This window comes from Thiorhodococcus minor (assembly GCF_010820565.1).
Taxonomy (GTDB): Bacteria; Pseudomonadota; Gammaproteobacteria; order Chromatiales; family Chromatiaceae; genus Thiorhodococcus; species Thiorhodococcus minor.
Window position 1 is genome coordinate 1 of record NZ_JAAIJQ010000099.1, and the last position, 17,745, is coordinate 17,745.

Sequence of the window (17,745 nt, forward strand, 5' to 3'; positions counted from 1 at the left end):
CCCGTGCCCCCCCCCCCCCCCCCCCCCCCCCCCCCCGCGCCCCCCCCCGCCCCGGCCTGCCCCGCCCCCCGCGCCCCCGCGACTCCGCCGTTTAGAGGCGACACCACTGGGATCGAGAAACCGTCTATCGGAAAACCGTCGGGTTTCCGGGGAGCACGCGCTTGATGGACGCCGGCGACGCTCGCCCTGGGAGGGTCGGCCTCCAGGCCGACACCTGCTGACCTGCAGACCGCCACGCTAGAGGCGGTCCAGTCTCGCGATACGAGACGGAGCCTAGGACTCGAGCAGATGTCCATCCTCGCGAAGCGGGCACGAGACGCTCGCGATACTGGAGATTTCCAACACGCTGCGACCCAGGGGCCGTATCATACGGAGCCCGCATCGACGCGATCGAAATCAACAGGGATATCCTTCACCAGACCGAACGCAGCCGCACCGGACATGAAGCTCAATCTCCCGATCACGAACCGCGAAAACGACTACCCCGATTCGTTCGTCATCGTTTCGACGACCGATACCAAGGGCCTCATCACCTACTGCAACAAGCCCTTCATCGAGATCAGCGGCTACGAAGAGCACGAGCTGATCGGCGCCAATCACAACGTCATCCGGCATCCGGACATGCCGCCGGCCGCCTTCAAGGACCTCTGGGCGACGGTGAAGACCGGCAAGGCCTGGCGCGGCATCGTCAAGAACCGCTGCAAGAACGGCGACCACTATTGGGTGGATGCCTATGTCACGCCGGTTTACGAGGGCGACACCCTGGTCGGCTACCAATCGGTACGGACCAAGCCGACCCGCGCACAGATCGACGCCGCCGAGCGGCTCTACGCCCGGGTGCGCGAGCGCAAGCTCGAAGACCTGCCGCGCCCCCTCCTGCCCGAGCCCAGCCATCGCGCCTGGCTGACCGCGGCCTTCGGCGCCGTCGGCCTGGGCGCCGTCGCGGCAGCTTGGGTCGGGAGCATTTGGGCCGGCCTGGCCACCCTGGTCCTCGGCCTCGTCCTGGCCCAGATCAGCGCCAGCGCCATCTTTCGCCATATCGGGGAGAGCGTGCGCATGGCGAAGGCGATCGCGAGCGGAGATCTGACCTCCCCGATCCATGTTTCGGGCAACAACGAGACGGCCGAGGTCCTGCAGTCCATCAAGATGCTTCAGTCGCGGCTGGCGACCGTCATGGGGCACATTCAGGAATCCGCCACTGGCGTGGCCGATGCCGCGGGCCAGCTCGCTCAGGCGACCAACGCCACCCATCGCCTGATGGAGCAGCAGCACCAGGAAACGGACATGGTCGCGACGGCCATGAACGAGATGTCCGCAACCGTCGCGGAGGTCGCCAACAACACCTCGGCGGCGGCGGACGCCGCGCATCAGGCGAGTGGCGACGCGCAGAACGGCCGCGCGGTCGTGCGAACGAGCGTCGACGGCATCCGTCAGCTCGCCGAAGGGGTCGGCGAGGCGGCGCAGACGATCGCGCACCTCGAGGCCGAGTCGGCGAACATCGGCAAGATCCTCGACGTCATCCGCGGCATCGCCGGACAGACCAACCTGCTGGCCCTCAATGCCGCCATCGAGGCGGCTCGGGCGGGCGAGCAAGGGCGCGGATTCGCCGTCGTCGCCGACGAGGTGCGCGCCCTGGCTCAGCGCACCCAGGAATCCACCCAGGAGATCCAGGAGATGATCGCGCGCCTGCAGGATGGCGCCCAGAATGCCGTCGCCATCATGCAGCGCGGGCGCGAGCAGGCGGAGCAAAGCGTCGGCTCGGCCGGGGAGACCGACAGCTCGCTCGACGCCATCGCCCAGTCGGTGGAGCGCATCAACGACATGAACGCCCAGATCGCCACCGCCACGGAGGAGCAGAGCGCGGTCGTCGAAGAGATGAACCGCAATGTGGAGAGCATTCGGCACCTCTCCACGGAAACCCTGCAAAGCACAGATGGTGTCGTGAGCGCCACCAGCCATCTTGAGGACCTCGCCGGCCGCCTGATGGGGGTCGCGCACCAATATAAGACGGAACGCTAGCTCTCCTACCAGCCCCATGTGTCGCTCGAAACAGGGGGCTTGGTCGGCCTGCAGGCCTTGGTGCGCTGGCACCATCCCGAGCACGGCCTGCTGGGACCGGACGACTTCGTGCCGCTGACCGAGTCGTCCGGCCTGATCCAGGATCTGGGCGACTGGGTGCTCCGCGCGGTTGGCGCGCAGCTGCTCGCCTGGACCCGCGCCGGGCTGGCCAGCGTTCCCGTGGCGCTGAACCTATCCGCTCAGCAGTTCCAATAGGCGCGCCGGCGACTGGCGCTCTGCGCCCAGATCGAGAGTCTGTTGAAAGAATCCGCGCTGCCGCCCGACCGGCTCGAGCTCGAGATCACCGAGAACAGCCTGCTCGAGGGGACGCGCGATATCATCAAGACACTCGAGCGCCTCAAGGCGCTCGGCTTGCGCCTCGCCATTGACGACTTCGGCACCGGCTACTCCAGCCTGCGCTATCTTCAGTCGTATCCGGTCGACCGACTGAAGACCGATCAGTCGTTCGTCCGCCGCGTGACCGACACGCAAAAGGAGGCGGCGATCGTCGACACCATCCTGACGATCGCGCGACATCTCGAGCTGGAGGCGATCGCCGAAGGGGTGGAGACGGAGGCGCAGCTGGCTTACTTGCGCGGACGCAGGTGCCCTCAGGCACAAGGGTTCTACTTCAGTCAGCCGCTGCCACCCGATGCCGCCACACAGTGGCTGAGGCGCGCGCGAGACGCCTGAGCTGCGCCCACGCCGCTGGTCGCAACAAAGGCAGAAACCACAGAAAGCAGGTCACCGCAGGGACAGCCTAGCCGCCGCATCGAACGGCCAACCCAGGGCTCAAGCCAGGATGCCGACCCGAACAGCCAAGGCAAGAGGTCGACGACATGATCCAGTCGCGCTCGCATCGTTATGGCGCGCCCCGCTTGAGGCCCTCGCTGACCCGAGTCGTCCTGCTCATCTTCGGGCTCACGATCGGAATCTTGAGCCTGGCGATCTACCTCGCCTCCAATGCATTGATCGACAGGGTCGTCCGTGACCAGGCGACCAAAGAGGCCCGGATCCTCTCGGAGCTCGTCTTCGCCGGGCTCTACGGCAGTATGCGCGCGGGCTGGAGCCCGAGTGAGATCGGCGCCGTGGTCGCGCGCGCCCGCTCGGGCGTGGAGGGCGCAGAGATCGATCTCGTCCGCAGCGAGCATGTCGCCGCCCTTTTCGGGGACACGGCACAGGCGCGGAGACTGCGCCAGACATCGCCCGAGATCGCTCGGGTGCTGTCGAGCGGCAAAGAGGAGGTGTGGGAGGACAGCGAGACGGTCCACCTCGTCTATCCCTTCGTAGCCGCGGCCGAATGCCTCGGCTGCCATACCAACGTCGCCGCGGGACAGGTCAACGGGGTCGTGCAAATGGCGCTGCCTTTGGCGCCGCTCAAGCGCCCGCTCAGCGCGGCATTCAGCGGCGTCATCCAGGTTGTTGCCGTGGTGACGCTTCTCCTGCTGTCGGTGCAGTTCCTGATCAACCGTCGCTTCCTCGTCCGTCCCTTGATGCAATTGACCAGCCGCATCCTGCACGTCCAGCGTACCGGCACCCTCGCGCATCGCAAGCCGGCGGTCGACGAGCCCCTGATGTTTCTGGAGCTTCAGCTGCTTGCGCAGAGCTTCGATGCGCTGCTCGAGAAGCTCTCCCTGGCACAGGACCAGTTGCGCGAGCAGTCCGAGCGCGACGACCTGACCGGCCTGCTGAACCGGCGCGCCTTCAATCACTGCATCGCCCTGGAGCTCACCCGAGCGAAGCGCTATGCGCGCTCGCTCGTGCTCTTCGTGCTCGACCTCGACGACTTCAAGATCATCAACGACAGCTACGGACACGCCGCCGGAGACGCCGTGCTCTGTCGCTGCGCGGAGCTGCTCGAGGAGAACCTGCGCGAGAACGACAGCATCGCCCGCATCGGCGGCGACGAGCTCGTGATCCTGGCTCCGGAGATGGATCAGAAGGGGGCGGTCGCCTTCAAGGGTAAGCTCCGCCAGCTCCTGGAGCAGACCGAGATCCTCCACGAGGGCAGCTCGCTGCGCGTCAGCGCGAGCGTCGGCATGGCGCTCTTCCCCTGGGACGGCGAAACGCCTCAGCGCCTGCTGAGGCGCGCCGACGCCTCCATGTACGAGGAAAAGCGCCAGAAGAAGCTGGAGCCCGGAGCAGGCACGCCCTAGCAGGGCACATCAGGCTTCAGGTGCGCTCTCTTCGTGCCGAATAGAGCTGTCAGCTTAGACTCCAACGGCCAGCTTCTTGGCCCCTGACGCCAGCCGCAGTGCCAACCGAAAGAGCAGGTCAGGGTCCCGCACTCGCGTTGGAGAAGGCCGTCACAATCAGGGCGGATGTTCACGAGGCGGTAACGCCGCGCTGCTCTACTGTGCTCGGGCAGCCCGAATCGCTTGGATTCGGGCCAAGGAGTTCGAGCTGGACGTCTAGGCAGCAGCGCCATGAGCATCCGAAAAAGCGTTACCCTCGCCGCGATCTCGGTCACCCTCGTCGTCGCGCTCGTCTTGGGGGTGGTGGCGCGGCTCAGCATGAGTCGGCTCGAGGATCGTCTCGCCCAAGAGGTCACGGCGGGCACCACGCTGCTCTGGAAACAGGCGACGGACGGCCTCTTCGAGCACATGGAAGCTGGCGTCTCCAGCGTGGCGGACGACTTCTATCTCAAGCAGGCGCTCAAGCAGAGCGCGCCTGAGCAGCTGGACAAGAGCCTGGAGTCCCTGATCAATCTGATCGGGGATCAAGGCTATTTCGAGCGGCTCTATATCTTCGACGCCGCGGAGCAGCCGATGTGCTGCGGCGATGCGGACGCGCCGGGCGATGTTGCGTCTCTGGCGCGCATGGCCGCTCGTGAAGAAGCCACGCGGCGCGGCATTGGCCGGAGCGCCGCCAGCAAACCTGTCGCCTTGTTGGCATTCGTGCTCAGGTCGCGCCACAAACTGATCGGAACCGCGGTCTTTCAGAGCCCCCTGGCGGCCGCGGTCACGGCGCTCGAGGGGATCTCCGAGTCAGAGGTCTTCCTCGCCAGCGGCACGGGCGAGCGCTATGCGGGGGCCGATCCAGAACGATTCGATGGGCTCTCACTCGACCTGCCGGCACTCGGCGACACCCTGCACACGACACTGACCACGGGCGACGCCGCCTATTCGGCGGCCGTGGTGCCAGTGGTCGGCCTCGACGGCGCGGCCATCGCCCACCTCGTGAGTATCAAGGACGCCAGCGGCTGGTACGCCGCGCAACAGCGCTTCGATGCCATCGCACTCTGGGGCGTCCTGCTCATGCTGATCCTGGCGACCATCGGGCTTTACCTCTATATGCGCCACGCGCTGAGACCGCTGAGCCGCGCCGTGGCGACGGTCTCGGCACTCGCCGACGGCGATCTGAGCGTCTCCTTCGCCATCGGCCGCGGCGACGAAGTCGGACAGCTGATGCAGGCGCTGCAGACCATGGTAGAGCGGATCCGCGACATCGTCGGACACCTCCACTCCGCCAGCGGCGACCTGCACCTCTCGGCGGGGCACATGGAGCGTCTGGCCGAGACCAGCAAGGTGCAGCTCGACGAGCAGAAGTCCGAGACCAGCCAGGTCGACCTCGCCGTGGGTCAGCTCGCGACCGCCGCCCAGGAGATCGCCGGCCATACCTCGCGGGCCGTCGGCACGACCTCGCAGGCCCAGCGGCAGATCGACGCGAGCCGCCAGATCCTGGAGGCCACGACCGACATCCTCGCGAGCCTCGCCGTGGAGATCGACGAGGCCGCCGGGGTCGTCCAAGGGCTGGCTGGACAGAGCCTCGCGGTCGGCAAGGTGCTCGACGTCATCCGCAACATCGCCACCCAGACCAACTTGCTCGCGCTCAATGCCTCCATCGAGGCCGCGCGCGCCGGCGAGCAGGGCCGAGGCTTCGCCGTGGTCGCGGAGGAAGTCCGCGGGCTAGCCAATCGGACCGAAGCGTCCATCGAAGAGATCGAGGTGCTGATCGAGGGGCTGCAGCAGAGCACCAGCGCAGCCGTCGAGGTCATCCACGCGAATCGAGACCGCGCCCGCCAGAGCGTCGCGCACTATGGCGTGGCCGTCGAGAACCTCGACGCCTTCTCGGAGGCCGTCAAGGGCCTGACGGACATGACCGACCTCATCGCCAGCGCCGCCGAGCAGCAGAGCCGCATGGCGGATGCCATCGCGCTCGCCATCAACAAGATCAATCAGCTCGCGCAGAGCCACTCCCAAGAGGCCGAATCCGGCTTCGCGCACAGCGCCAGCCTGAGCACGCTCTCCAGCACCTTGCGCGAGCGCGTCGCCTATTTCCGCGTCCACTAGCGCGCCATTGCTCCAGGGTCGATGCTCGATGGACGCGGATCGCGGGATCGCAGATCCGCGCGCGTGCGCGACGCGCCAGGGGAATCGAGCCTTGGGGCTGCCACCAGAGAAGACAGATGTACTCCGAGCTCGCCACACACGACAGGTCCCGAACGACGCCACCCGCAGCCGCCTGTCCCGCGCAGGCCGACGAGACCCTGCTGGAGCGGGCGCGGGCGAGGCTGCGCTACGCCCTTCAGCCGATCGTCAACATTCACACGGGCGCCGTCTTCGGCTACGAGGCCCTGCTGCGCGGCGTCCATGCCCTTGATTTCCCGACGGTACAGAGCTTCATGGGCGCCGCTTGGCGCGCGGGCATTGGCACAGCGCTGGACAGCATGCTGCGCGAGCAGGCCATCGCCACCTTCATCGAACTGCCGGACGCCCAGCGTTATCGGCTCTTCTTCAATCTCGACCCGCACCTCATCGAGCACGAGCGGCCGGAGCAAACACTGGAGATCCTTCGCCGGCACGGACTCGGCCCCGAGAGCATGTGCCTGGAGCTATCCGAGCAGGCGGACCACACGGGCAATCCCGCCGTCGAGCGCGCGATTCAAGCCTATCGCGCGCAAGGCTTCCACTTCGCGATCGACGACTTCGGCAGCGGCTACGCCGGACTGCGGCTGCTCTACGAGCATCCGCCCAACATCCTGAAGATCGACCGTTTCTTCATTCGCGGCATGGCGGAAGACCAGCGCAAGCGCCTCTTCGTCGCCAACACGGTCCAGCTCGCCCACCTCATGGGCATCGGGGTGATCGCCGAGGGCGTGGAGACCGATCGCGAGCTGCTCGCCTGCCGCGAGGTCGGCTGCGACCTCGTGCAGGGCTATCTCGTCGCCCATCCCCAGCTCGACCTCGACGCCCTCCGATCGAGCTACGCCCACGTCGAAGAGATCCATCAGCGCAATCGACGCGAGGCCCCGGACGATTGGCTCCTCATCGAGCAGTACCGCGAGTTCCTGCCCCCGTTGAGCGCGCATGACAGCGTGGGACGCATCTTCGACGCCTTTCGCCAGCACAAGGGTCATCACTTCGTCCCGGTCGTCGACAGGGCAGACCGGCCGATGGGCCTGATCCACGAGGTCGATATCAAGGACTTCATCTATTCGGCCTACGGCCGCGACCTCATGCTGAATCGGGCCTTCGCGCGCGAGATCCTCGACTTCGTCCGCCCCTGCCCCACTGTAGACATCTTCGACAGCGCGGAGCGCCTGCTCGAGGCCTATTCGGCGACGCCGAGCGCCGCCGGCATCCTGCTCACCCAGGACGGGCGCTACGACGGCTTCATCTCGGCCACCGCGCTGCTGCAGCTCGTGGGGGAGCGCAAGCTCGCCTCCGCGCGCAACGAAAACCCCTTGACCAAGCTCCCGGCCAACAAGCCCGTCCATCGCTATGTCTCGGAGGCCCTCGGCAAGGCTCAGGGGAGCTCCTGCCTGGTCTATTTCGACTTCGACAACTTCAAGGCCTTCAACGACCACTATGGCTTCAGGCGCGGAGACCGCGCCATCCAGATGTTCGCCCAGCTCATCCGCGATCAGCTCTGCGCCAGCGGTTGGTTCGTCGGTCACATCGGCGGAGACGACTTCTTCGCGGGCGCCCAGGACCTCGACTCCGGGACCGCAGCCGCCCAAATCGAGCAGCTGCTCGCCAAGTTCGCATCCGATGTCCAAAGCCTCTATGACCCCGCCGATCGGGCCCGCGGACACCTCGAATGCGAGGACAGGTATGGCGAGCTGCGCAAGATGCCGCTGATGCGCTGCAGCGCGGCGCTGCTCGTCGTCCGCCCGGGGAGCCGTTTCCGAAACGGCGACGAGCTTGGCCGCACCATCGCCGCGCTCAAGCATCAGGCCAAGGCGAGCTCGGCCGGCTTGGTGACCCATGGCGCAGAGGGCCAGATGCCTTGACCATGGATGCGGCGTGGCCCGCAAGCGGGCTCCTAGGCGCCCCTCTCCGTCGGAGCCCGCTTGCGGGCGACGGGGCCAGCTCCGACCGCCCAAGTCGCGGCGGGGCACCGCTCCCACGGAGCGAAACGCGGAGGCGATGCCGAGCCGCCGAACGCTAGCGGCTCAAAGGCACACGCCGCCCAGAATACCCCCGCCGCGCCCGCCACCGGGTCGAGCCGCCCTTGCCGGCCCGCTATACTGCCCCGCGAGCCGCGCCCACCGCCAGACCGGAGAATTCCTCATGATCGAGATCGAGTACATCGTCAAAGACAGTCACGGAGTGGAGAGATTGCGAACCACCGACAAGAAGGCCGCGGACGCCTATGACCGTGCCTTGGACAATGCCGAGCGCCTGGCGGAGATGATCCGCGCGGACGGGGTGCTGGCCAGCCTCTCGGACACCGACCTGGAGGAGCTGACCATCTATCTGGCACGCAATGCGCGCGACGTCGAGCGGGTGCTCAAGGGCAAGGCGCCGGAGCGCGACGCCGCCGAAACACCAGCCCCAGCCACGGACAACATCGCCCCCATCAAGGCCACGGGCTGAGTCCCGCATGCGCCATTCCTCGGGCCCAGATGACCTGGAGCGACAAGGGCGCTTCGCCAAGCTGCTCGAAGACTTCCCCTGGGAGCGGCCGAGCGCGCGGTGGCGGGCGTTCGACGCAGAGCTCGCCGCGGCGCTGTCTCGACACCTTTTCGAGGGTCTCTACGCCCGCGAGCGGGTCTCGCTGCAGACACGTCAGCTGGTCGCCGTTTCCGCGCTTGCGGCACTCGGCCATGAGGAGGAGCTTCGCGTCCATCTCTGGGTCGCGCTCAGGTCTGGGATCGCGCGGGAGACCTTGGCGGAAGCCTGCTTCCAGGTCGGCGTCTATGCGGGTATGCCGGCGACCAATCGCGCGCTGAGCGCGCTCGCAGCGGTCATCGCGGCCTATGACGCGCGCACGAGCGGGGCCGATGACCGAGTCGCGGACTGAGCGGCCGCGCGTCGCCATCGCCGGCGCCAGCGGCTTCGTCGGCACGGCGCTCCTGCCGCACCTCGCGGAGCGATTCCAGGTCAGGGCACTGACGCGCTCGCCCATCCGGGCCGCAAGCGCCAGCGGCCTCGCAAGCCTCGATTGGCGCCACTGCGACCTCTTTCGCGTCAGCGCGGTCGAGCACAGCCTGAAGGGCATCGACTACGCCGTCTATCTGGTCCACTCCCTGGCGCCCTCCTCGCGGCTGACGCAGGCCAGCCCGCGCGACATGGACCTGGTGCTGGCGGACAACTTCGCCCGCGCGGCCGCCGCCAACGGCGTGCGTCAGATCCTCTTCGTTAGCGGCGTCATGCCGCAGAGCTTCAGATTCTCGCCTTTGCTCTGGAGCCGGCGCGAGGTCGAAATGGTGCTCGCCTCGCAGGGGACGCCGGTCACTGCGCTGCGGCCCAGTCTCGTCCTCGGCCCGGGCGGGACCGGCCCCAACCTCCTCATCGACCTGGTGCGGCGGCTGCCAGTCCTGCTGCTACCGCCGTCGAGCGCGTCGCGCACCCGCCCCATCGCCCTGCCGGACCTGATCCGCGCCATCCTTCATTGCCTCGGCCGCCCCCATGACTTCACGGGCGCCTTCGACATCGGCGGCAGGGAGGAGCTGAGCTATGAGCAGATGCTGCGGGAAACGGCCCAGGTGCTTGGGCTCAGACGCCTCATCCTGCGCCTGCCCTTGCTGCCAACGTCTTTGGTCTCGCTGACGGCAAGGCTGGTGAGCGGTGCGCCGCCCCAGATGGTCGGCGCCATCGTCGAGAGCCTGCCCCAGGACACCCTCATGCGGGACAACGCCCTGCAGCGCGTCATCGCGCCGGATGCCCTGAGCTTTGCAGCCGCGCTCGAGCGCTGCATCGATCCCGTCTCGGGACGGCCGCGACCGCGACCGCGCGATCAGCTGCTCGAGGCGGACCAGTCACTGATGCGCAAGGAGGCGCGCGTGCGCTCGATCCAAAGGGTGCTCTTGCCGCCCGGGCAAGACGCGACCTGGGTCAGCGGCAATTATTTCCGTTGGCTGGGCAGCTGCTGCTGGCCGCTGATTCGCAGCCAGGTCGACGGCGCCGGCCATGTCGAGGTCTGGATCAGGCTCCCACGGCTCAAGCTGCTGGCGCTGCGCCGCCTCCCGGACCAAAGCACTCCGGAGCGCCAGGTCTACGCCATCTGCGGCGGCGCCCTGGCGCGCCCTGGCAGCGCGCAGGCGCGCTTCGAGTTCCACACGTTGCTCGGCGCGCGCTACACCATGACGGCCATCCACGACTATGCCCCGGCCCTGCCTTGGTACCTCTACATCCCGACGCAGGCGCTCGGTCACTGGCTGGTGATGCGCCGCTACCAAGGCCGCCTGGCGCGGCTGGCGCGCTAGTCCGCGCGGCGAGGCGGGCTGGCGAGCCTAATGCAATGGGAAGACGTAGTTCATCCAGGCCGCCATGCGCAGCAGGACCTTTCTCATGACGGCGACATGGTGGAAATGGTCGCTGTAGATGGCTGCTTGACCGAAGACGCCGCCGGGGAGCCTGAATTCCTCGAAACGCGGGTCCCTGATTTGGAGCTTGACGGCGACCCGCCCGGGCACGCGCTGCTGACCGAAGCGCATGAGCTGCGCCCCCGGGGACACCTGACCCTCGCCGATGACAGGCAGGATCTCGGCGACCTCGGCGGCAAAGATGACGCCCGGAATGCTGTCGAGCGTGACCTCGGCCTCGCTGCTGCTCTCCAGCCTGAGCAGACTGTTCTGCCGAAACCAGCCGATAAAGGCCCCCTCCTGCTTGTGGATGAAGGTCATGGCGGGACTGAGCGGCAGCGGCACGGCCATCATGCCGGGCCGCAAGGCGAGCTGAGTGACGATACCCTCGCTAGGGGCCTTGACCACCGTCTGCTCGAGATCGAAGCGGGCGTCATCGAGCTTGGCCTGTAGGTCGTCGACGCTGGCGCGCGACTGATCGAGCGCGCGCTCGCTGATCGCTTGCTTGGCAAAGAGCTCCCGCGAGCGCTCGAGGTCCTTGCGGGCGGCGGCGATCTCCCCCTCGATCCCACGGAGCTTATCCTCGAATGGAGCCGCGTCGATCCTGTAGAGGACATCCCCCTCCTTCACCGGCTGATTCGGCTGGACAGGGACCTCGATCACCCTCCCCCTTACCTCGGGAATGATGGGCGTGGTCACATAGTACTGACGCACGACTTCCGAGTAGGGGTGGTTGTAGTTCATGAGCAGCAGCAAAATGCCGATGATCAGGATTCCGCCCAAGACGGCAGTCGGCACCGACCACTTGTTCAGTGGGATCCTGAAGATCTTGAAGACGGCGACGCAGATGGCGGTGTAGGTCAGAATGAGTAGAAGGTCCATCTAGCGCTCCCCCTCCGGCTGTGCCGACTGCTCAACCAGTGCTGCCTGCTCAAAGGCCTGCAAGCGCAGCTCGAGGCGCTCGATGTGCTGGCGCAGGGCCATCACCTCTTCTGCCGTCACGATCGGCTCGGTCGCGGGCGGCGGCGACCGCCCGCGGTCGAAGCCCCAGCCGCGGTCCTCGCGGTAGAGCGTCGCCCAGATCCACAGGAAGGGCCAGATCGCATGCAGGGTAAAGAGACTGATCCAGCCGGCGACGTGCAGCGCGTCCTGCTGCGGGTGATTGCGCTTCTTGGCAATCTCATAGGGGATGTCATGGATCACGATGATGCCGTAGAAGAGCACGATCGCGACGAAGAAGAGCAGCCCGAGGGCGAAATAGTCGAGGAACACGCCACAGCTCCTGGGATGATGGTTGCCTGACGCAGCGGGCGCCCCGCTAGGCGCCGCGCTCGTTCTCCAGCGCCTTCTGAGTGATGTCCTGATAGAGGCCGATGACGCGCGTGTAGAGTCCCTGCAGGTCCGGCCGCCTGTCGACCAGCCGCTTGACCTGCTCGGCGTCGGCGAGCACGCGCTTGAGGTAGGCGATCTCGCTGTCCTCCAGACGCTCGCCCCGATCCACCTTGGCCTTGATGTCCAGGGTGCGCGGAAGACGGAACTTCTCCAAGCGGCCGATGACCGCGATCATGACACCGTCCTCGTGTGATGGCCCACCCATAAATGCTCTCCCAAGGTAATCTCGTCAATCGCACCATTGTGGAGGCGCCAGCACCCGAAATATAGGCGCGACTCTACCCAGCCTCCCAAGTTTCGCCCGGCACAGACGCATCGGCCCTGGCTCGGATGGGCGGGGCGCAGGCGTCTGTGGGCCTGGCGACGAGGCGGTCGCGCCCTCGGCCCAAGGGCTCCCCCTGTGGCTCCCATGATCCCAGGCGTATAAGCTCGCGCGCACCGCACGCCTAACCGAACGACGACCGGGAGCCAGCCACCATGGATTCGACAACTGCCCAGCAGCTCGCGCTCGCGGAGCTCGTCGAGCTGGCCCAAAGCGACCTCGCGCAGGGCTGGACGGAGCGCCTGGCGAGCGCGCTCGCGGAGCTTCACCCGGCGGAGGTCGCCGGTCTCCTCGAGGGCATGCCCCCCGAGCCGCGTCGGGCGACCTGGGAGCTGGTTCCCGAGGACCAGCGCGGCGAGGTACTGGCCTACGTCCACGACGAGGCGCGCGCAACCCTCATCGACGAGATGCAGCCGGAGGAGCTGGTCGAAGCCGCCGAGCAGATGGACGACGAGGACCTCGCGGAGGTGCTCGATGTCCTGCCCGCCGATCTCACCGAGACGGTCCTGACCGCCCTGGAAGAGGATCATCGCCGACGCATCGAGGCCGTGCTCAGCTATCCGGAGGGCACGGCCGGGCGCCTCATGAGCACGGATGTCATCAGCGTGCGCGCCGACGTCACCCTCGCGGTCGTGCTGCGCTGGCTGCGCCTGCATCTCAGGCTGCCGCCGCACACGGACGCGCTCATGGTGGTCGGCGACGACGGCCGCTATCTCGGCAAGCTGGACATGGGCACGGTCGTGACCGGCGATCCCGACAGCCTGGTCGCCGACGTCATGGAGCCGGCCGCGGAGCTGGCTCGGGCCGAGGCGACCGAATCTGAGCTGGCGGCGCTGTTCGAGCGCCGCGACCTGATCTCGGTGGCGGTCCTGGACGCGGAGGACCGGCTGCTCGGGCGCATCACCATCGACGACGTGGTCGACGTCATTCGCGAGGAGGCGGACCGGCGCCTCTTGAAGAGTGCCGGCCTCGAAGAGGAGGAAGACCTCTTCGCCCCCGTCATCCCCAGTGCGCGCAGACGCGGGGTCTGGCTCGGGATCAACCTGGTGACCGTATTCCTCGCCGCCTGGGTGATCGGCCGCTTCGAGGACGCGCTGGAGAAGATCGTCGCCCTGGCGGTGCTCATGCCCGTGGTCGCCAGCATGGGCGGCATCGCCGGCAGCCAGACCCTGACCTTGACCATCCGGGGCCTGGCGCTCAACCAGATCGCGGACGCGAACCTGCGCTGGCTTCTGCTCAAGGAGCTGGGCGTCGGCGCACTCAATGGCCTGGTCTGGGCCGCGCTGGTCGCGCTCGTGGCCTGGCTCTGGTTCCAAAGCACCGGGCTCGCCATGGTGATCGCGGTCGCCATGATGCTGAACCTGCTGGCCGCCGCATTCTCCGGCATCGCCGTGCCCATCATCCTGCACCGCCTCGGCATCGACCCCGCGCTGTCCGGTGCCGTCATCCTGACCACGGTTACAGATGTCGTTGGATTTCTGAGCTTCCTTGGGCTGGCGAGCCTCTTCCTGCTCTAGCATCGAATACCGAGCTTCGCCCTCGGTTGCGAGACTGCGCGGCCCCGGGAGTATCGCCGCATCAATCCCGCTAGGCCCCGGCCAAGCCCACCTCAGTGCCCGAGGTGCTCTAGTCAGGCGATTCCGTCCTATGTTGCGAGAGCGGGTGACGCTGGGCCTGTTGACCTCCAGGTCAACAGGTGTCGGCCTGGAGGCCGACACTCCCAGCACCGACAGCGCCCACATCAGTGCTGGGGTCACAGCCTAGAAAGTGTCCGTCAGCAGCTTCCCGCTTTTTTGGTCACGAAGTCTCCTGCGGAAGTCGCGGCGGTCAAGGGCAGTCCAAGGCGTCCGCCGCAGCGCCTTCCTGCATTGCCTCGGCCAGGCTCCTGTAGACCTCGGTCCAAGCGCCCTGGACCTCGGGCGTGAAGTCGGCGCCCAGCGCCTGGCCCAGTGTCCACAGCAAGGCATCGGCCACCTTGTCGTAATCGGCGCCGGTGACGCCATAGCAGGCGTGCTGTGCGCCCAGCTCCTCGATCGCCGGCAGCACGGCATCCAGGTCGTCGAGCGCGTCGACCGCGGTATCCAGCATCGCCATGAGCTTGCGCCGCTGCTCGTCCATATCCTCCTGGAACAGCTGCTTGGTCTCCGGATAGAGCGCGAACAAGCGCTCGTAGAAGCGCTGCGCAGCCGGCTCGGCCTGCGGCTTGACTTTGTTCCAGGACGTTCGGACGAGGGCGATGGTTTGCGGGTTCATCGGATGGTTTCCACGGCTCGGTTTTGCTCAGAAGACGTCAGGCCCGGATCGGACCCTGTGAGACCGAAGCTATCTGTCCGCGACTCCAGCGGTCAAGGCCGAGCGCGCTGAGGGAAGGCTGCGCCTCGCCCAGCCGCCGAGGGACGGCCGCCTCGGCGCGGCCTTCAGCCCGCGCGACCGATGCTCGCAGGCTGCCTTCGGCCATGATTCCCACAGTCCTCTTGCGGTTGCGCCAGCGCCAGGTACCAACAAGACTTGGCGCACAGGCCAGCCACGCTCGCCGAGAGAGGCTGCATGCACGCGAGCCAGCAATGATGAGCCTCGCGTCGAAGACGCTCAGCGTCGAGGGGAAGGGACAGGTGCCAGGCCATGGTCCGGTGCACGCCTTCGTCCGCGGTTTTGCGGAGAATCTCGAGGCGCAGGCGGACCCGGCCGCTTTCGAGCTCCATCGGCGCCTGCTCGACAAGGCATCTGTCTGCAGCTTCTGCGGCGTCGGCTGCCCTTTCACGGTCGTCGAGACCCCAGGCGGGCGGGAGCGGATCCTGCCGCTCAGTCCGCTCGGTCTCTGCGTCAAGGGTGAGACCTCGCTCCACACTGGCAGCGATACCGAGCGGGTGCGGCGTCTCGCCAGGCGCGGCGTCGCCGACGACCGCATCCGCTCGCCCATGATCCGCGACCACGACGGCGAGATGAAGGCCGTCAGCTGGGGCCAGGCCCTGGAGCGCGCCGCCTGGCTCTTTCTGCATACCCGCGAGTGGGTAGGTCCGCAAACCGCGGCCATCTACGGCAACGGCCAGAAGACGCTGGAGGCCATCTGGATGGCCAGCCTCTACAAGCTGGTTTTCGGCCTGCCGACCATCGGCGCCAACTCCGAGCACTGTCTGGCCAGCGCCGGCAGTGCGCACGAGCAGAACTTCGGCAACGAAGCCTCCTTCACCTGGCGGGAGCTCGAGGAGATCGAGCACTGCGACGTCGTCATCATGCACGGCGCCAATCCGCTGGTGACCTTCCCGCAGGCCTACGAGAAGATCCTCACCAACCGGGACGCAGTCAAGGTCGTCATCGACCCGGTGCGCAGCGACACCGCCATCGACGTCCTCGCGCGCGACCCGCGCAATCTGCACATCCGCTTCGAGCGGGGCGGCGACATCCTCTTCAACCTGTCCTTCGCGCGGGCGATCCTCGACGAGGGCTGGGAAGACGCGGACTATCTCGCCCGTGCAGTGGAGCTCGACAGCCTTCAGGCCTTTCGCGCACTCTGCGCCGAGGACCGCTTCGGCCCGGCGGCCGGCGCCGAGCGCATCGCGCTGGAGGAGGACGATCCAGAGGCACTGGCCGAGACCATCCGCCGCTATGCCGCCCTCATCGCCAAGCCCGGCGCGGACGGGGATCGACCGCGCCCGGCCTTCGTCTCCAGCATGGGCATCAACCAGAGCACGGGGACCTTCGGCTTCTCCAGCAATCTCAACCTGCTGCCGCTCACCGGCAACGTCGGCCGCCGCGGCGCCGGCTCCATGCGCATCGCGGGTCAGTCGAACGCAACCAGCGAGCTGGCGATGGGATTCAACTCGCGCCGCCTCCTCTTCAATCTAGACCCGACGAATCCCGAGCACCGCGCCGACCTCGCACGGGTGCTGGATCTGCCCCCGGACAACATCCCTAACGGCAAGGGCACGCCCGTCGCCAACATGGCCGACGACGACAACCTTTACTGCTTCATCTTCGTCGGCACCCAGATGACCCGCAACATGCCGCGCCTGGGGCATTGGCAGAGGCGCATGGGGCGTGCCTTCAACATCGTCATCGACTCCTTCCTGGCCGATGGCGTGCTCGACTATGCCGACGTGCTGCTGCCGTCCTACACCTACACCGAGCGGACCGGCGTCATCCAGCGCGGCGACCGCAGCCTGCAGCTCCAGCAGCGCATCTCCGAGCCGCCGCCACTGGCCTGGTCGGACGAGCAGATCCTCGCCAGGCTCGCGCTCGCCATCGCGCGCCGGCTGCGCGACCCTGCCACCGCCGCGCTGAACGGGCTGGACCCGGACGTCGTCGAGCGCACCTTCGGCCGCTACTTGGACAGTCACGGGCAGGTCGACAGCGCAAGGGTCTTCGACCACCTGGTCGATACCTCGCTGGCGCTCGACACCTACAACCGCTTCGAGAGCGAATCCGGCGCGCCCATCAGCCACGCCATGCTGAAACGGCAGGCCGGGCGCGGCGTTCAGTGGCAAGGCAACGGGCGCTATGCCCAGGCGCGCGAGCGTGGAGCCATCTTTCCGCGTGTGCGCCACGGCAACGACCACCAGGCGCGGCTGGTGCGCCCGCCGGAGGACCTGCTCGCGCGCCTGGAGCAGGGGCGCCTGCGCAATCGGGGCGACGACCGGCTGATGAATCTCGTCACCGGGCGCGGCCGTCCCGGGCGGCGCGGCAAGTACTATCGCGGCCGCTACAACTCCGGCATCAAGACGCTGCCGCTCACTGGTGTCGAGGAGGCGACCTACTGGCTCGAGATCAATCCGGTCCAGGCCGAGCGTCTCGGATTGGCGGAGGGCGAGCGGGTGCGCATCGCCAGTCTGCACGGCATGGTCTTCGTGCAGCTCAGCTTCAACGCGCACGTCCCTCGGGCCTATCCCTTCCTGGACTTCGTGCCGGGCCAGATCAACCGGCTGACGGACTATCTGGACCAGGACAGCTTCACCAACCAGAGCATGATCAAGCGCACGCCGATCCGCATCGAGCGCATGAGCGCCGCGGCCTTGATCGTCAGTTGGATCTGTAGGGTGGACGAGCGAGCGCGAAGTCCACCGAATCCCGCGCCTGCGCTGGTGGACTGCGCTGCGCTTGTCCACCCGACTGCGGGATACCGGTACCGGGTGGCCGCGGGTGCTTATGCACCCGCGGCTCCCACAGATCCGGACGTGCGGGACTACGCATCCGGCTCCTCGGTTGAGCAGTCGCTACGCGACAT

At 67.3% G+C, this 17,745-nt stretch carries 13 protein-coding genes and 1 pseudogene; 10 read left to right on the plus strand and 4 right to left on the minus strand.

Annotation, left to right across the window (positions count from 1 at the left end):
* The first annotated feature begins 441 nt into the window (after positions 1 to 441).
* The 8 genes and pseudogenes from G3446_RS22365 (at position 442) to G3446_RS22405 (ending at position 10,711) form a co-directional block, all read left to right on the plus strand.
* Positions 442 to 2,019 carry a methyl-accepting chemotaxis protein gene (locus G3446_RS22365; protein WP_164455451.1) on the plus strand — a complete coding sequence of 526 codons (1,578 nt, stop codon included), beginning with the start codon at positions 442 to 444 and terminating at the stop codon, positions 2,017 to 2,019.
* A 12-nt stretch (positions 2,020 to 2,031) separates the two neighbouring features.
* Positions 2,032 to 2,751 (plus strand): annotated as a pseudogene (locus G3446_RS28370) (putative bifunctional diguanylate cyclase/phosphodiesterase); the annotation flags it as partial.
* 146 nt (positions 2,752 to 2,897) lie between these two features.
* Positions 2,898 to 4,214, plus strand: coding sequence for a GGDEF domain-containing protein (locus G3446_RS22380; RefSeq protein ID WP_164455458.1), 1,317 nt, complete (start codon positions 2,898 to 2,900; stop codon positions 4,212 to 4,214).
* A 270-nt stretch (positions 4,215 to 4,484) separates the two neighbouring features.
* A complete protein-coding gene (locus G3446_RS22385; RefSeq protein ID WP_164455460.1) occupies positions 4,485 to 6,350 on the plus strand; it encodes a methyl-accepting chemotaxis protein in 1,866 nt (621 codons plus the stop codon).
* Between the two features lie 116 nt (positions 6,351 to 6,466).
* Positions 6,467 to 8,293, plus strand: a complete 1,827-nt coding sequence (locus tag G3446_RS22390; protein ID WP_164455462.1) for a GGDEF domain-containing protein — start codon at positions 6,467 to 6,469, stop codon at positions 8,291 to 8,293.
* 280 nt (positions 8,294 to 8,573) lie between these two features.
* Positions 8,574 to 8,879 carry a YebG family protein gene (locus G3446_RS22395; RefSeq protein ID WP_164455464.1) on the plus strand — a complete coding sequence of 102 codons (306 nt, stop codon included), beginning with the start codon at positions 8,574 to 8,576 and terminating at the stop codon, positions 8,877 to 8,879.
* A gap of 7 nt (positions 8,880 to 8,886) precedes the next feature.
* The gene (locus G3446_RS22400) at positions 8,887 to 9,306 is read left to right on the plus strand and encodes a carboxymuconolactone decarboxylase family protein (protein WP_164455466.1); all 420 of its coding nucleotides are present in this window, start codon (positions 8,887 to 8,889) and stop codon (positions 9,304 to 9,306) included.
* Positions 9,287 to 10,711, plus strand: coding sequence for an NAD(P)H-binding protein (locus G3446_RS22405; protein WP_164455468.1), 1,425 nt, complete (start codon positions 9,287 to 9,289; stop codon positions 10,709 to 10,711). Before G3446_RS22400 ends, G3446_RS22405 begins: the two co-directional genes overlap by 20 nt.
* 27 nt (positions 10,712 to 10,738) lie before the next feature.
* Here the strand turns inward: G3446_RS22405 and G3446_RS22410 are convergent, their stop codons facing one another.
* The 3 genes from G3446_RS22410 to G3446_RS22420 are packed head-to-tail and all read right to left on the minus strand — an operon-like array spanning position 10,739 to position 12,407.
* Positions 10,739 to 11,692: an HlyD family secretion protein gene (locus G3446_RS22410; protein WP_164455469.1), complete on the minus strand. Its 954-nt coding sequence runs from the start codon at positions 11,690 to 11,692 to the stop codon at positions 10,739 to 10,741.
* Positions 11,693 to 12,082 (minus strand): DUF3302 domain-containing protein, encoded by a 390-nt coding sequence (locus G3446_RS22415; protein WP_164455471.1) that lies wholly within the window; start codon positions 12,080 to 12,082, stop codon positions 11,693 to 11,695.
* A 46-nt stretch (positions 12,083 to 12,128) separates the two neighbouring features.
* Positions 12,129 to 12,407 carry a hypothetical protein gene (locus tag G3446_RS22420; protein ID WP_164455473.1) on the minus strand — a complete coding sequence of 93 codons (279 nt, stop codon included), beginning with the start codon at positions 12,405 to 12,407 and terminating at the stop codon, positions 12,129 to 12,131.
* Positions 12,408 to 12,679: 272 nt separating this feature from the next.
* On the opposite strand from G3446_RS22420, the gene mgtE reads away from it, so the two are divergent.
* Entirely contained in the window at positions 12,680 to 14,041 is a 1,362-nt protein-coding gene (mgtE, locus tag G3446_RS22425) for a magnesium transporter (RefSeq protein WP_164455475.1), read from the plus strand.
* A gap of 310 nt (positions 14,042 to 14,351) precedes the next feature.
* Here the strand turns inward: mgtE and G3446_RS22430 are convergent, their stop codons facing one another.
* Positions 14,352 to 14,777, minus strand: a complete 426-nt coding sequence (locus tag G3446_RS22430; RefSeq protein ID WP_164455477.1) for a globin family protein — start codon at positions 14,775 to 14,777, stop codon at positions 14,352 to 14,354.
* A gap of 311 nt (positions 14,778 to 15,088) precedes the next feature.
* On the opposite strand from G3446_RS22430, the gene G3446_RS22435 reads away from it, so the two are divergent.
* The coding region (locus G3446_RS22435) for a molybdopterin oxidoreductase family protein (RefSeq protein ID WP_164455479.1) at positions 15,089 to 17,745 on the plus strand (2,657 nt) is incomplete at its 3' end.